16 protein-coding genes and 1 riboswitch are annotated in these 14,115 nt (G+C 38.6%); of the genes, 14 read left to right on the top strand and 2 right to left on the bottom strand.

The genetic code is table 11. The features are described from left to right. Window positions 1-24: 24 nt before the first annotated feature. Both OZX68_05080 and OZX68_05075 read left to right on the top strand, forming a co-directional pair. Complete coding sequence (locus OZX68_05080) at window positions 25-879, top strand: methionyl aminopeptidase (protein WEV60300.1); 855 nt, start codon at window positions 25-27, stop codon at window positions 877-879. A 69-nt stretch (window positions 880-948) separates the two neighbouring features. Beyond that, window positions 949-1,905, top strand: a complete 957-nt coding sequence (locus OZX68_05075; GenBank protein ID WEV60299.1) for a YihY/virulence factor BrkB family protein — start codon at window positions 949-951, stop codon at window positions 1,903-1,905. Window positions 1,906-1,927: 22 nt separating this feature from the next. On the opposite strand, the gene OZX68_05070 is transcribed toward OZX68_05075, so the two are convergent. Then, on the bottom strand, window positions 1,928-2,362 hold the full coding sequence (locus OZX68_05070) for a GtrA family protein (protein ID WEV60298.1): 435 nt from the start codon (window positions 2,360-2,362) through the stop codon (window positions 1,928-1,930). Between the two features lie 28 nt (window positions 2,363-2,390). Beyond that, window positions 2,391-2,502: riboswitch (PreQ1 riboswitch) on the top strand. Between OZX68_05070 and OZX68_05065 the strand changes: the two genes are divergently transcribed. The 8 genes from OZX68_05065 (at window position 2,500) to rpoE (ending at window position 8,142) form a co-directional block, all read left to right on the top strand. Beyond that, the gene (locus tag OZX68_05065; GenBank protein ID WEV60297.1) at window positions 2,500-3,009 is read left to right on the top strand and encodes a QueT transporter family protein; all 510 of its coding nucleotides are present in this window, start codon (window positions 2,500-2,502) and stop codon (window positions 3,007-3,009) included. Its footprint overlaps the riboswitch before it by 3 nt. 89 nt (window positions 3,010-3,098) lie before the next feature. Next, entirely contained in the window at window positions 3,099-3,503 is a 405-nt protein-coding gene (spxA, locus tag OZX68_05060; protein WEV60296.1) for a transcriptional regulator SpxA, read from the top strand. Between the two features lie 21 nt (window positions 3,504-3,524). Further along, on the top strand, window positions 3,525-3,803 hold the full coding sequence (locus tag OZX68_05055) for a UPF0223 family protein (protein ID WEV60295.1): 279 nt from the start codon (window positions 3,525-3,527) through the stop codon (window positions 3,801-3,803). Continuing rightward, entirely contained in the window at window positions 3,775-4,545 is a 771-nt protein-coding gene (locus OZX68_05050) for an inositol monophosphatase family protein (GenBank protein WEV61379.1), read from the top strand. Before OZX68_05055 ends, OZX68_05050 begins: the two co-directional genes overlap by 29 nt. Before the next feature lie 76 nt (window positions 4,546-4,621). Further along, window positions 4,622-5,890, top strand: coding sequence for a UDP-N-acetylglucosamine 1-carboxyvinyltransferase (murA, locus tag OZX68_05045; protein ID WEV60294.1), 1,269 nt, complete (start codon window positions 4,622-4,624; stop codon window positions 5,888-5,890). A gap of 8 nt (window positions 5,891-5,898) precedes the next feature. Then, the gene (locus tag OZX68_05040) at window positions 5,899-6,075 is read left to right on the top strand and encodes a DNA-directed RNA polymerase subunit beta (protein WEV60293.1); all 177 of its coding nucleotides are present in this window, start codon (window positions 5,899-5,901) and stop codon (window positions 6,073-6,075) included. A gap of 108 nt (window positions 6,076-6,183) precedes the next feature. Further along, entirely contained in the window at window positions 6,184-7,467 is a 1,284-nt protein-coding gene (gene tig, locus OZX68_05035) for a trigger factor (protein WEV60292.1), read from the top strand. Between the two features lie 102 nt (window positions 7,468-7,569). Then, on the top strand, window positions 7,570-8,142 hold the full coding sequence (gene rpoE, locus OZX68_05030; GenBank protein ID WEV60291.1) for a DNA-directed RNA polymerase subunit delta: 573 nt from the start codon (window positions 7,570-7,572) through the stop codon (window positions 8,140-8,142). A gap of 39 nt (window positions 8,143-8,181) precedes the next feature. Here rpoE and OZX68_05025 read toward each other — a convergent pair whose 3' ends face one another. Beyond that, window positions 8,182-9,531 (bottom strand): aspartate kinase, encoded by a 1,350-nt coding sequence (locus OZX68_05025; GenBank protein ID WEV60290.1) that lies wholly within the window; start codon window positions 9,529-9,531, stop codon window positions 8,182-8,184. Window positions 9,532-10,522: 991 nt separating this feature from the next. On the opposite strand from OZX68_05025, the gene OZX68_05020 reads away from it, so the two are divergent. The 4 genes from OZX68_05020 (at window position 10,523) to sufC (ending at window position 14,105) form a co-directional block, all read left to right on the top strand. Beyond that, window positions 10,523-11,167 carry an HAD family phosphatase gene (locus OZX68_05020; GenBank protein ID WEV60289.1) on the top strand — a complete coding sequence of 215 codons (645 nt, stop codon included), beginning with the start codon at window positions 10,523-10,525 and terminating at the stop codon, window positions 11,165-11,167. Window positions 11,168-11,218: 51 nt separating this feature from the next. Then, entirely contained in the window at window positions 11,219-11,932 is a 714-nt protein-coding gene (locus OZX68_05015; protein WEV60288.1) for an adaptor protein MecA, read from the top strand. 96 nt (window positions 11,933-12,028) lie between these two features. Then, complete coding sequence (locus tag OZX68_05010) at window positions 12,029-13,189, top strand: MraY family glycosyltransferase (protein ID WEV61378.1); 1,161 nt, start codon at window positions 12,029-12,031, stop codon at window positions 13,187-13,189. Between the two features lie 142 nt (window positions 13,190-13,331). Continuing rightward, complete coding sequence (sufC, locus tag OZX68_05005) at window positions 13,332-14,105, top strand: Fe-S cluster assembly ATPase SufC (protein ID WEV60287.1); 774 nt, start codon at window positions 13,332-13,334, stop codon at window positions 14,103-14,105. The last annotated feature ends 10 nt before the right edge of the window (window positions 14,106-14,115 follow it).

The raw sequence follows: 14,115 nt of genomic DNA, 5'->3' as shown, positions 1-14,115 counted from the left end.
ATACAATAGAAGAGGAAAAAATAAATGATTACTTTAAAAAGTCAAAGGGAAGTAGACATGATGGATGAGGCTGGAAGCTTTCTAGCCAGCGTTCACATTGGTTTACGTGATGTGATTAAACCAGGAATTGACATGTGGGATATTGAAGAATATGTGAGAAAACGTTGTAAGGAAGCTAATTACCTGCCCCTTCAAATTGGAGTAGATGGTGAACTTATGGATTATCCGTATGCTACTTGTTGCTCCCTTAATGATGAGGTAGCTCACGCCTTCCCACGCCATCTAACCCTTAAAGATGGTGACCTAATCAAGGTTGATATGGTTTTAGGTAAAGCACCTGAATCTTTAAATGTTGCTAAACTTGATTTTAATAATGTTAAGGCCATGAAAAAACTTACTGAAGGTTTTTCAGGCTATATTGCTGACTCATGCTGGGCTTATGCTGTAGGAACTCCATCTGATGAGGTTAAAAACCTGATGGATGTTACCCGTGAATGTCTTTACCGCGGGATTAAAGAAGCTCGCGTTGGTAACCGGATGGGAGATATTGGTGCTGCCATCCAGGAATATGCAGAATCGCATGGTTACGGGGTTGTTCGTGACCTAGTTGGTCACGGGGTAGGACCTACCTTCCACGAGGAGCCAATGGTTCCCCACTACGGAACAAGAGGCAAGGGTATTCGCCTGCGTGAAGGAATGGTTCTCACAATTGAGCCTATGATCAGTACAGGTACCTGGGAAATTGATACCGACTTTAAGACTGGTTGGATGCATAAAACCCTTGATGGTGGTTTATCTTGCCAGTATGAACACCAGTTTGTTATCACAAAAGATGGACCTGTCATCATGACAAGTCAGGGAGAAGAAGGAACTTACTAGGTCTATTTAATCTTTGTTTTACCTATGACCTACCTAAAAGGTACTAGTAATTACTCCGCTAATGATATTATGAAAAAGTTAGAGAAAATATTTGGAGGAATTAAAAAAATTCCTCTCATCAATCCCCTGGTGAATTTTTACAAGAGTTCAGAAATTGATCTTTCAAGTATTGCAGTTGCCTACTACTTTCTTTTGTCGACATTTCCCATCCTGATGACCTTTGCAAATATCCTGCCCTATCTTAAGCTAGATAGTAGCTACGTCCTCAAGCTCTTTCATGATGTTTTGCCCGAGCAGCTTTACAGCATTTTAGAAGTTTTGATTAAAAGTTTCCTTGACAAACCCTCTCCTGGACTTTTGGGGATTGCGGTTGTTTCAGGACTTTGGACCTTCTCCAAGGGACTTTCAGCCCTGCAAAAGGCTATGAACAAGGCCTACAAGGTAGACAAGCACAGGGATTTTATTCTAAGCAGATTGATTGGTCTAGCCAGTAGTTTTGGGATTATAATCTTAATAACTCTTGCAATTATGGTTTTAACCTTTGGAAAGACTGCCCTAACCCTTGTTTATAACAATATCAGCTTTGATTCAGGGATTTATGAGGCCCTTTATAATATGACCCTTCCGGTCATTACCCTTTTGGTCTTCGCAGCCCTATCCCTGCTTTATTTTTTACTTCCCAATGTAAAAATAAAGAAGTGGCGTTATGTGCTTGCTGGAGCCTCATTTTCGACCTTTGTTTTGGTTTTTCTAACCAAACTTTTTGGAGATTATGTTAACCGGTATGTCAACAAGATGATGGACTTTCGAATGGTTGGGAGCTTACTTACCTTTGCTCTTATGCTGTGGTTCATCTTCATCGCAAAAATTCTCATTTTTGGAGCAATCATTAACGCTTCCGTTCAAAGTCTTTATGTTGATGAATTTGAGACCAGACGCGGTGAATTTGTGTCCATCATAAGGAGCTTTGGTCAGGGTGAGCGTAAGGCCGTAAGGAAGCCAAAAAAATTTATCAGAAGAAAATAAAAGGAAATCACTTGATTTCCTTTTATTTTTTCTTAAAGATTAAAAATTTACTAAAAAGATAGTTACTTACGATTGTAAAAACCTGGAGGATAATGGTTAGAAGAAGGACTGTCGCTTCCTTGTTTGTTGCAAAAATTTTGCCTAGTAAATGAGGATTTTGATCGATAAAGTACCAGTTGGCAAGAGAGGCTAGAAAGGTTAGAAGAAGCCTTGTAGCTAAAAATTCAAAAAATTCAACATAGGTCTTTTTCTTTTGGGAGGTCTTAAAGACAAAAAATTTGTTGGTCAAAAAGGCAAAGATAATGGCTAAAGCTTGAGCGATAATCTCACTCATTAAACCACTTTTGAGAAGCTTGTAGGCAAGCATTTTGGCCATGATAAAGATAAGGGTAGTAAGGACGCCAAAGAATAAGTAGGAGAAGACTTCCCCTTGGAATAATTTTTTAAGTGATTTCATAGATATACTATACCAAAAGTTATTAATTTATGTTAATATACAAGTTGGTCTTTGACCCCTTGCCACTTACTCACTTTGGGCAAGCATATTATACTTATGTCCTAAGATAAAAGTTTAGGCGTAACAAAGGAGAAATCATGGAAGATAATAAAAATAGTGTCCTATCTTTTACAAAGATGGCACTTGTAACTGCAATGTACGTAGCAATCACGGTAGTCTTAGGACCTCTTGGAAGTGGAGCCATCCAATTTAGGTTGAGTGAACTTTTTAATTTCCTAGCCTTTTATAACAAGAGATATATTTACTCTGTAACCCTAGGATGTATAATCGCAAACTGGATGGTGTCAGGTCCAGTTGATGCGGTGGTTGGATCTTTGTCAACCTTCATCTTTGTAAGTCTTGGGACCAAGCTTTTTTCAGGCTACATGAAAGATAGAATCCTTAAAGGACTCTTTAATAAGGCTTTCTTTTACTTTTCAATCTTCTTTTCATTAAGCATGTTTACCATTGCCCTTGAGCTTAAAATCCTCTTTGACCTTCCCTTCTTTTTCACTTGGTTGACAGTGGGTCTTGGAGAATTCCTATCCCTTCTTGTTGGTTCTTTAATTATTGATGCCATTTCTAAAAGAATTAATTTAAGTGAGTAGGAAGCCCTAAAAAAAAGATTTAATAAGGTCTTTTTTTTATGTATTAATTTTGTTAAAATAGTATTAAAGGATAGAAAGTAGGACTTTGTGTGATAGATTTATATATTTCCCCAAGTTGTACTAGTTGTCGTAAGGCAAAAGCGTGGCTAGCTGCACATAATGTTGAAAGCAGGGAGCACAATATCATGACTCAGCCCATGACGGCAGATGATTTAAAGGCAATACTTGCAAAAACAGAAAATGGAACAGAAGATATTATTTCAACTCGTTCTAAAATTTTCCAAAAATTAAATGTTGATATTGATGAACTTACCTTAAACCAATTAATCAAACTAATTAGCGAATATCCAAGTCTTTTAAGGCGTCCGATAATCGTTGATGACAAGAAGATGCAAATCGGATTCAATGAAGATGAAATAAGAGCCTTTCTCCCGCGTGAGTACCGTCGTGCAGAGATGCGTGATGCCCAGTATCGTGCGGAGATGGAAAGTTAATATAAATAATAAGAGGATAAGATGAATTCAAATTACAGCTATCCGATTGATTATTCGTGGAGCACGCAGGAAATGACCGACGTGCTCTCTTTTTTTAATCAGGTGGAAAAATATTATGAAAGCAAGACTTTAAGGGAAGACTTTTTAAAGTCCTACAACAACTTTAAAAAAATTGTGCCCAGTAAAATGCAGGAAAAGCAATTGGACCGAGAATTTGAGATAATTAGCGGCTATTCAACCTACAGGGCCGTACAGGAGGCAAAGAAAAGTGATAGAAAATTTATCAGCAGTTCAAAATAAGTTTAATCTTGCACGTGAGTGGATTTTAGAGGCAGGGACTTTTGTTAAAGAGAGCCTAAATAAGGAGCTTGAAATTGATGAAAAAAGCTGCCAAACAGACCTTGTAACCAACATGGACCGAGCAGTACAGGCAAGGCTTGTCAAACACATCAGAAAAAATTTCCCTAAAGACAATATTTTGGCGGAAGAAGATGACCTAAAGGCTCCCATTGATCAAGGAAATGTTTGGGTGATTGATCCCATTGATGGGACAGCAAATTTTGTTGCCCAAGGAGATGATTTTGCGGTTCTTTTGGCCTATTTTGAAGAGGGTCAAGGACAGTTTGGTCTAATCCTTGATGTTATGAATGATAATCTTTACTGGGGAGACGGTAAATCGGTCTATAAGAATGCCCACAAGCTTGAAAAGCCGCGGCTTGATCTAAAGCATTCCCTGATTGGGGTTAATTCAATTATGTACCGTACTAATGATCATGGTCTTTATGACTACTCAAGAAAGACACTTGGTATCAGGGTTTTTGGTAGTGCGGGAATCGACTATGTAAAACTTATTGAAGGCAAGATTAGTGGGTATTTTTCTAATCTTTCTCCTTGGGATTATGCTGCTGGGACAATCATTTTATCAGCCTTTGGTTATGTGACGGAAAAAATGGATGGCGGACTTCCAAGCTACGAGGGCCGGGAGAAGGTCTTTACGGTAGCAAAAGAACACCTTCCCTTGGTCAGGGAATTTATCAAATAAAACAAAAACACTTAATGAAAATTTTTATTATGGTATAATCGGATAATAAACTACTTGTTGGAGGATTTTTGTCTAAATGGATAAAATAAAAGTTCGTGGAGGCAATACACGCCTTGAAGGAATTGTTGAGATTGAAGGGGCAAAAAATGCCGTCCTTCCCTTACTTGCTGCCTTAATTTTGGCTAGTGAGGGTGAGACTGAGCTTACCAATGTTCCCATCTTATCAGACGTCTATACCATGAATGAAGTGATTCGTCACCTGAATGTTGATGTGGCCTTTGATGAGGTTAATAAGATTGTTAGAAGTCAGGCCGCAGACCAAGTTGCCATTGAGGCCCCTTATGAATACGTTAGTAAAATGCGAGCATCAATCGTTGTTATGGGACCTATTTTAGCCCGTAACGGTCGAGCTCGCGTTTCCATGCCAGGGGGCTGCTCAATTGGAAGTCGTCCGATTGACCTCCACCTACGTGGCTTTGAAGCCATGGGAGCTAAGATTATTCAGAATGCTGGCTACATTGAAGCCCATGCTGAAAAATTAGTGGGAGCAGATATTTACCTTGATTTTCCAAGCGTTGGAGCAACGCAAAACCTGATGATGGCTGCAACCCTTGCTGAAGGCGTTACAACCATTGAAAATGCTGCCAGGGAACCTGAGATTGTTGACCTTGCTAACCTTTTAAACAAGATGGGGGCCAAGGTGCAAGGTGCAGGAACAGATACCTTAGTTATCAAGGGTGTTGAAAAAATGCATGGTGCTAGTCACTCAGTCATCCAAGACCGCATTGAGGCAGGAACCTTTATGATTGCAGCAGCCATGACCCAGGGAAATGTATTGATTAAGGATGCCATTCGCGAACACAATCGCCCTTTAATTGCCAAACTACTTGAAATGGGAGTTGAGGTTCTTGATGAGGAAGAGGGTGTTAGGGTAATTGGGCCTGAAAAAATCAAGGCTACCAATGTTAAAACCATCCCCCACCCAGGATTTCCAACAGACATGCAGGCTCAAATGACTGCCCTCCAGGCTATCGCCCAAGGGGAGAGCACAACAGTTGAGACTGTCTTTGAAAATCGCTTCCAGCACCTGGAAGAGATGCGTAGGATGGGACTTGACGTTGAGATTTCAAGGAATACTGCCCTTATTCAAGGGGGAGGCCTCCTTCAAGGAGCCGAGGTCAAATCAACTGACCTTAGAGCATCAGCTGCCCTCATCCTTCTTGGAATGGTTGCCCACGGTGAAACCTTGGTTGGTGAATTAAAGCATTTGGACCGAGGCTACTATAATTTCCACGGCAAGTTAAAATCACTGGGTGCAGATATTGAAAGAATAACAATTTCTTAGGAGCTCATATGCAAGTAATAAGATATTTGGGATGGAGAATAAATATTATTCTTCTGGTCGTTGTTTTATCAATCGTTGCCGTAGCAGCAGGCTTAATGGTCGGCTACGGGCTTATCGGTGGCGGGGCTGCTAAAGATATATTAGAGCCCTCAAAATGGATGAGTATAATTGATAAACTTAAGTAGCAATTCAAGGAAAAATATTGTGGCAGTAGGCTTTCTATGCTATAATAGAAGCTATACTAATATCTCTGTGTCTAGGCATGGATTTTATAATAAAGGAGAAAATATATAATGACTGCAAGTTTTGAAAAAACTGGCACTAATAACGGTGTTGTAACATTTTCAATTGATCAAGAAACAATCAACAAAGGGTTAGACAAAGCTTTCAACAAAGTTAAGAAAAACCTTAACGTACCTGGATTCCGTAAGGGTAAAGTATCTCGTTCAGTATTTGATAAAATGTACGGAGAAGAAGCTCTTTACGAAGAAGCTTTAAACGCTGTTCTTCCTGAAGCTTACACTAAAGCAATTGATGAAGCTGGAATTGATCCAGTTGCTCAACCAAAAATTGATGTTAAATCAATGGATAAAGGTGCTGACTGGGTTATCACTGCTGAAGTTGTCGTAAAACCTGAAGTTAAACTTGGTGACTACAAAAACCTTGAAGTAGCTGTTGATTTTGATACAGAAGTAACTGACGCTGAAGTTGAAGCTAAAATCGAAGCTGCCCGTAACAACCTTGCAGAATTAGTAGTAACTGAAGACGCTGCTAAAGAAGGCGATACTGTTGTAATCGACTTTGTTGGTTCAGTTGACGGTGTTGAATTCGAAGGTGGATCTGCAGACAACTTCTCACTAGAGCTTGGTAGCGGACAATTCATCCCAGGTTACGAAGAGCAACTAGTTGGCCACAAGGCTGGTGAAACTGTAAATGTTGAGGTTACTTTCCCAGCTGAATACCAAGCTGAAGACCTTGCAGGTAAAGATGCAGTATTCGTTACAACTATCCACGAAGTTAAAGCTAAAGAAGTACCAGCTCTTGACGATGAACTTGCTAAAGACATCGATGATGAAGTATCAAGCCTTGACGAGCTTAAAGCTAAATACAAAACTCAATTAACTGAGTCTAAAGAAGCAGCTTACAAGGAAGCAGTTGAAAATGCAGCAATCGAGCTTGCAGTTGAAAACGCTGAAATCGTTGAACTTCCAGCTGAAATGATTGAAGAAGATGTACACCGTGCAATGAATGACTTCTTCAACAACATGCAACAACAAGGTATCTCGCCTGAAATGTACTACCAAATCACTGGTACTACAGAAGAAGATCTTCACAAACAATACGAATCAGATGCTGACGCACGCGTTCGTACAGGTCTTGTAATCGAAGCAGTTGCTGAGGCTGAAGGTTACCAAACAACTGATGAAGAAATCGAAGAAGAAATCTCATCACTTGCTGACCAATACAACATGCCTAAAGAGCAAGTTGCATCACTTCTTTCAGCTGATATGCTTAAACACGATATCGCTATGAAGAAAGCAGTAAATGCAATTACTGAAACTGCAGTAGTTAAATAATTTCAGATAGGCTAGGAACTCCTAGCCTGTTTTTGAATGATATGCAAAATTCACATGAGGTATATCAGAAAACCATAATTAAAAATTGTAGGGGAAATAGATTTGAAAATAAAAGTATTTGAAGGACAAAATAAGAACGAACTTTCAATGATTGAAGTAGCTCATGCCATGCTTGAGCAACACGGAAAAGAGATGGAGTTTTCTGTTCTTGTAAATGCCATTCAAGATTATCTTGGACGTAGCGATGCTGACATCCGTGCTAACCTTTCAACCTTTTACACTGACCTAAACACTGACGGAAGCTTCATTCCACTAGGTGGAAATGTTTGGGCCCTTCGTGCTTGGTACGCAATTGACGAAATCAATGAGGAAGTAATCGCCCTTGATGAAGTTGATGATGAAGATCGTCCGAAGAAAAAACGCAAGAAGGTTAATGCCTTTGCTGACATCGATGATGTTATTGACTACTCTGATGATGATCCTGAAGATGATGACTACACTGAAGAAGACATTCATTATGATGATGAAAATCCTGATGATGAGAAGACTGAAGTTGAAGCTTATGATTCAGAACTTGCTGAGGTTGTCGTTGAAGATGATGACGAAGACGGTGAGTACATCGGTGAAGATACTGACGATGAAGATGATGACGAAGACAGTGAAGACGACAAATAATTGTAAATAAAAAAACTTTGCCTAGGCAAAGTTTTTTTATTATTTAAAGAAGGCATTATATAAGGCTGTGATAGCTTCTTGTTCCTGCTCACCTTTGACAACAAACATGACAGATACCTCACTTGACCCTTGGCTAAGCATCTCTAAGTTGATACCAGCATCAGACAGGGCCTTGGTAGCAGTAGAGGTTACCCCAATGTGCTCCTTCATGTCCTCACCAACGATTACAATGATGGAAAGATCCTTTTCAATGCTGATTGTGTCTGGCTGTAATTCCTGACTCAGGCTGGTGATGATTGTGTCCTCAAAATCAGTCGTTAAAAAGCGGTTTCTAACAATGACCGAGAGGTTATCAATCCCAGTTGGCATATGCTCAAAGCGGATATTTAAGTCTTCTAAACTTTGTAAAACCTTGCGTCCAAAGCCCACCTCCCTATTCATGAGGTACTTTTCAATATTGATACTTAGGAAGTCGCCTTCAGCAGCTATTCCAATAACAGGAGTCTTACTGACCTCCCTTTTGGTGGTAATCTTTGTTCCAGGATGATCTGGGTTGTTGGTGTTCTTGATAACGATTGGGATACCCGCACGGTAGGCTGGAATAAGAGCTTCATCATGTAGGACAGAAAAGCCAGCGTAGGATAACTCTCGCATCTCAGTATAGGTCAGCTCCTCAATTGAGTTGGGATTTTCTATGATACCAGGATGGGCTGAAAAGATACCGTCAACGTCGGTGAAGTTCTCATAGATACTTGCTCCAACACCTGCTGCAATAAGGCTTCCGGTAATGTCACTCCCCCCACGGGAGAAGGTACAAATCTGATCATCTTCAGTTACCCCAAAGAAACCTGGAATGACCAAAATCCCCTCGTAATCTCTAATTTTTTTAATCTTATCAGAGCTTGATTCAAGGAGGCGGGCATTGCCAGGCTCCTTACTGACAATAATTCCTGCCTCCTTGGGATTGATATAGCTTGCTTTTAAGCCCTCTTGGTTGAAATACTGGGCAATTAAAATGGCATTATTATTTTCACCAGCGGCCAAGAAGCTATCGTAAGCAAACTTATTATTTTCAAGGTCTAAATCAGCAAGGTCTGTGATATTTTTCTTGATGGTAAGAAGGGTAGTCTCAGGTAGCTTAAGTTCCTCGATGATTTCCTTATATCTGTTTATTAGCCATTCTTGGCTTTCTAAAATCCCGTCTTGAGCCTTAACACTGTTGTAGTACTTAATCAAGGCATCAGTTACCTTGGTATCCTCAGGAAATCTTTTTCCTGGTGCACTGACTACAACAAACTTACGCTGTGGGTCGCTTTTAACAATGTTGAAAATCTTCTTAATCTGACTTCCACTAGCAACTGATGAACCTCCAAATTTAACTACCTTCATAATTCCTCCAAAACAAATATATTAAGAAGAATTATAGCAAAATTCAGAACATTTTCAAGCTTTTGAAGGATTGTATTTTAATATTACTAAGGTTGGTACTTTTTAAGTCCGCTTTTAAAATATTGTTACATGTATTTTGTTATAAATAATTACTAAATGAGTAAAGTAAAAAGATATGGTGTAGAAGATGAAACTGGAATAGCTATTTGACAAAATAATTATAATATTTTAGAATATCTGGAATTAGCATTTTACATTTAGATAATATTTGTAATTTATCTATGATAGTTGGTTAGACTACAGAGCAATTGTTATAGAAATGGAGTATTTGGTTATTGCCAGTGGATGATTCGTTAGTTTTACTGCGGGTAGAGATATTGGGTATTTAGCAGTAATTAAAAGTCCAGGACAATTGCTGGCTGATAGGCTAAATACAAATAATAATGGTAGGTTGAAATTCATTACCGCCACAATCCTAGTACTGGATAGGCTCAATGAAAAATAACTTGAGGAAATTGATATGAAAAAAGATCTTCTTTATATACTTGTTCCTGTTTTTATCGCTATGATTCCCTTGAGGATATTGATTGATAAAGAACCTAAATTACTTTGGTTATGGACAATAATTTACATCGTTTTAGTGTTTATGCTATATCTGTTAGGTAAAAAAATTTTTAAATGAAATTTGTGTCGACTGTTTTTTTAATCACAGTTATTTTACCTAATATGGGTACTTTTATGGTCTTTAAATATTTAAGATTATTGAGTTTTTGAGTGATATTAGTATTGAAAAATAAAAAAGGTGACTATCAGTCATCTTTTTTATGGTTAAATATTTTATAAGAGTTGGGTATCAAAAATAAAGAATTATAAATAGGTTAAGTATATATTAGATACCTAGTGATTTTTAATATTTCCTTGTTTTAAAGGATTTACTGCTATTAATCAATATTATTTTTATGTGTTGTTATTTGTGATATAATTATAAATTATGAATAAATATAAAGCGATTATTTTCGATATGGACGGTGTCCTTGTAGATACAGAGCAATTTTATTATGACAGGCGTGAAGAATTTATGACTTCACAAGGTATTAGTATTAGCCATTTACCACCTTCATTTTTCATCGGAGGAAATATGAAAAATGTCTGGTCAAAAATCCTTTTAGACGACTATGATAAATGGGATTTGGATAAACTACAGGCAGATTATTTGGCCCACAAAAATAACAATCCCCTGCCTTATAAGGACCTTCTTTTCCCTGATACAAGGGAGGTTTTAGAGGCTTTGAAGGCAGCCGGCTACAGGCTTGCTCTAGCATCAAGCTCTACCAATCATGATATAAGAACCATGCTTTCTGATAATGATTTGTTTGATTATTTTGAGGTCATCTCAAGTGGGGAAGATTTCAAGGAAACTAAACCCAATCCTGAAATCTACCAGGTAACCATGGACAAGCTAGGTCTTAAGCCCAGTGAGGTTTTAATTATTGAGGACAGCCAAAAGGGAATTGAGGCAGGAGTTGCAGCAGGTGCCAGTGTCTGGGCCATAAAGGACGAGAGATTTGGTATGAATCAAGACAAGGCCACAAGACTGTTTGCAAGCCTAAGTGATGTTAAGAATCAGCTAGTCTAAAAAAATTGTGGTATACTACTAATATTAGTCTTATAGTAAAGTGAGGTCATTATGGAATTAGAAAACATTAATGAAAATACAATCAAAATAAAGATGACATTTGACGACCTACGTGAGCGGGGAATAAATCTTTCTGAGTTTCTAACCAATCAAGACGCTGTTGAGGAGTTGTTTTATGACATCTCATCTGAGCTTGATATAACAGAGCAATTTTTAGAAAGTGACGTTGTAAGCTTTCAGGTAAGACCAAATTCTAAGGGAATTGACTTGATGGTAAGAGGTGAAAAGGTTGATATGGATGAGATAGAATTTCCATCAGATCCTGAAGAGTTCACAAAAGCCATTGAAAATATGATTAAAAACCGCACTGAAGGTGGCGATCATCCAGAATTTCCAGAGATTAGCCAGGCCGCTGAATTCATGTTTGGCCCTGATGGTAGTCATAAGAAGGAAGAAGAGCCTGAAGAGAAGGAACTACCTGAATTTACCTATTTTACCTTGAAATTTAGGCAGCTTGATGATGCCATTGATATGGCAAAGGCCGTTAATCAAGAGGTTGAAGAGAGTGAGCTTTATAAGTACGCCGACAAGTATTATATGACAATTTTGCAAAATCAAAAGCTTAAGGGGCGTGATTTTGTCAAGGGTGTCTATGCTCAGATGCTTGAATTTGGCCAGGATGAAAAGACTCCAAGGGAGACTTTGGTTGAATATGGTAGGCCTATCTTTGAGTATGATGCCCTAGAACTACTAAGGCAGATGTAATTTTATTAAATTGGTGGGGTCTTCCTGCCTTTTTTTTGTTATAATGAAAATTGATAATTAAATAAACAATAACAAGTGATAGATTTGAGTGAGAATATGCCCTTTATTTTGAAATATTTAATCGTTTTAGGCTCAACTTTTTTGATAAGTTTAGTCGTAACCCCCTTTGTAATAAAATTTGCCAAAAAAATTGGTGCCGTTGATAACCCTAATGCTAGAAGAATTAATAAGGTACCCATGCCCAGTGCTGGTGGTCTTGCTATTTTTATTTCCTTTAGCTTTACAAGCCTCTTTATCCTGCCACAAATTGTCGGAAATATTGAAGGCCCCCACGGCTTTTTGACCTACCTGACCTATGTCATCCCCCTTATTTTATCGAGTTTGATTATTATAGTTACGGGGCTTATTGATGATGTGAAGGAGCTTTCGCCCAAGTGGAAGATGTTTGGCATTGTTCTTGCATCCATCAGTATTTGGACCTTTTCAAAGTTTCGTTTTGATAACTTTAAAATTCCCTTTGGTGGCCCCCTTCTTGAATTTCCCTGGTGGTTGTCCTTAATTTTAACCATTATTTGGATTGCATCAATTACCAATGCCGTAAATATTATTGATGGCTTGGACGGTCTGGCAAGTGGCGTGTCTTTAATCAGCCTTTTAACCATGGGAATTGTTGCCTATGCCTTTCTTGGTAATATCAATGTTTACTTGCCTATTACCATCTTTATTCTGGTCGCAGCCATCGCAGGCTTCTTGCCCTATAACTTTAATCCAGCTAAGGTTTACCTGGGAGATACAGGAGCCTTGTACCTGGGTTTTATGATTTCTGTTCTAAGCCTTCAGGGTCTTAAAAACGCGACAGCAGTGGCTGTTTTGACTCCAATGATTATCCTTGGAGTGCCTGTTACAGATACTTTGGCAGCCATCATCAGAAGAAAGCTTAACAACCAGAAGGTATCCGAAGCTGATAAGATGCATCTGCACCATAGGCTTTTGGGAATTGGTCTTAGCCATAGGGCAGCTGTCCTTGTGATTTATGGTATCGCTCTGATCTTTTCAATCATTTCAATTATCTTAAACTTTTCGAGCAGAATTGGAGGAATCCTCCTTCTAGTAGCTAGTCTTTTAGGTCTTGAAATCCTTCTTGAATCCCTGGGTGTCTGGGGAGAGAAAAGGCAGCCCCTTCTCAACCTGTTTACCTATGTTGAAGGGCCCCATGACCAGCCCAAGAAAGAGGAAAAAAACAATAAGAGTGAATAAAAATGTTCGGACAGATTTTTTGAAAGCCTGTCCGAATTTATTTATAATAAAGCTTGATGGTTATAAGCCATTTTGCAAGTATATTTATTAAGTTAATGTGTTTACAATGTATTTACTAAGTATTTATTAAGAGAGGAAAATTATGTCAGTTTTAGAAATTAAAGATTTACACGTGAGAATTGAGGACAAGGAAATCTTAAAGGGAGTTAACCTTGTAATCAATACAAATGAAATCCATGCCATCATGGGACCAAATGGAACAGGGAAATCAACCCTTTCAGCAGCCATTATGGGTAATCCAAACTATGAGGTAACCCAAGGGGAAATCCTGTTTGATGGAGAGAATATCCTTGAACTTGAAGTTGATGAAAGAGCCCGCCTTGGACTTTTCCTAGCCATGCAGTATCCAAGTGAAATCCCAGGAATCACAAATGCTGAATTCATGCGTGCAGCCATGAATGCCCGCCGTGATGAAGATGATAAAATTTCAGTTTTAGACTTTATCAAAAAACTTGATAAAAACATGGATCTGTTAAACATGCATGAGGATATGGCTGAGCGTTACCTTAACGAAGGATTCTCAGGTGGTGAGAAAAAACGTAATGAAATCCTTCAACTTCTAATGCTTGAGCCAACATTTGCCATCCTTGATGAGATTGACTCAGGTCTTGATATCGATGCCCTAAAGGTTGTATCAAAAGGAATCAATGCCATGCGTGGAGAAGATTTTGGTGCCCTTATCATCACCCACTACCAACGTCTACTTAACTACATCACACCTGATGTTGTCCACATCATGATGGAAGGTCGTGTTGTAATGACAGGAACAGCTGACTTAGCCCGCCGTCTTGAAGCTGAAGGATACTCAGGAATCAGCCGTGAATTAGGTATTGACTACAAAGAAGACGAAGCTTAAGGAGGTCCCA

Source organism: Streptococcaceae bacterium ESL0729, from assembly GCA_029391995.1.
Lineage (GTDB): Bacteria > Bacillota > Bacilli > Lactobacillales > Streptococcaceae > Floricoccus.
Note: the sequence above shows the minus strand (reverse complement) of the source record. Positions and strands in the feature narration are given on the sequence as shown.

Bases quoted from the DNA above. Each gene is read 5' to 3' on its own strand.
- sufC (WEV60287.1), top strand. From the start codon at position 13,332: ATGTCAGTTTTAGAAATTAAAGATTTACACGTGAGAATTGAGGACAAG.
- murA (WEV60294.1), top strand. From the start codon at position 4,622: ATGGATAAAATAAAAGTTCGTGGAGGCAATACACGCCTTGAAGGAATT.
- OZX68_05080 (WEV60300.1), top strand. From the start codon at position 25: ATGATTACTTTAAAAAGTCAAAGGGAAGTAGACATGATGGATGAGGCT.
- OZX68_05040 (WEV60293.1), top strand. From the start codon at position 5,899: ATGCAAGTAATAAGATATTTGGGATGGAGAATAAATATTATTCTTCTG.
- OZX68_05075 (WEV60299.1), top strand. From the start codon at position 949: ATGAAAAAGTTAGAGAAAATATTTGGAGGAATTAAAAAAATTCCTCTC.
- OZX68_05010 (WEV61378.1), top strand. From the start codon at position 12,029: ATGCCCTTTATTTTGAAATATTTAATCGTTTTAGGCTCAACTTTTTTG.
- OZX68_05015 (WEV60288.1), top strand. From the start codon at position 11,219: ATGGAATTAGAAAACATTAATGAAAATACAATCAAAATAAAGATGACA.
- OZX68_05025 (WEV60290.1), bottom strand. From the start codon at position 9,531: ATGAAGGTAGTTAAATTTGGAGGTTCATCAGTTGCTAGTGGAAGTCAG.
- OZX68_05065 (WEV60297.1), top strand. From the start codon at position 2,500: ATGGAAGATAATAAAAATAGTGTCCTATCTTTTACAAAGATGGCACTT.
- tig (WEV60292.1), top strand. From the start codon at position 6,184: ATGACTGCAAGTTTTGAAAAAACTGGCACTAATAACGGTGTTGTAACA.
- OZX68_05055 (WEV60295.1), top strand. From the start codon at position 3,525: ATGAATTCAAATTACAGCTATCCGATTGATTATTCGTGGAGCACGCAG.
- OZX68_05070 (WEV60298.1), bottom strand. From the start codon at position 2,362: ATGAAATCACTTAAAAAATTATTCCAAGGGGAAGTCTTCTCCTACTTA.
- OZX68_05020 (WEV60289.1), top strand. From the start codon at position 10,523: ATGAATAAATATAAAGCGATTATTTTCGATATGGACGGTGTCCTTGTA.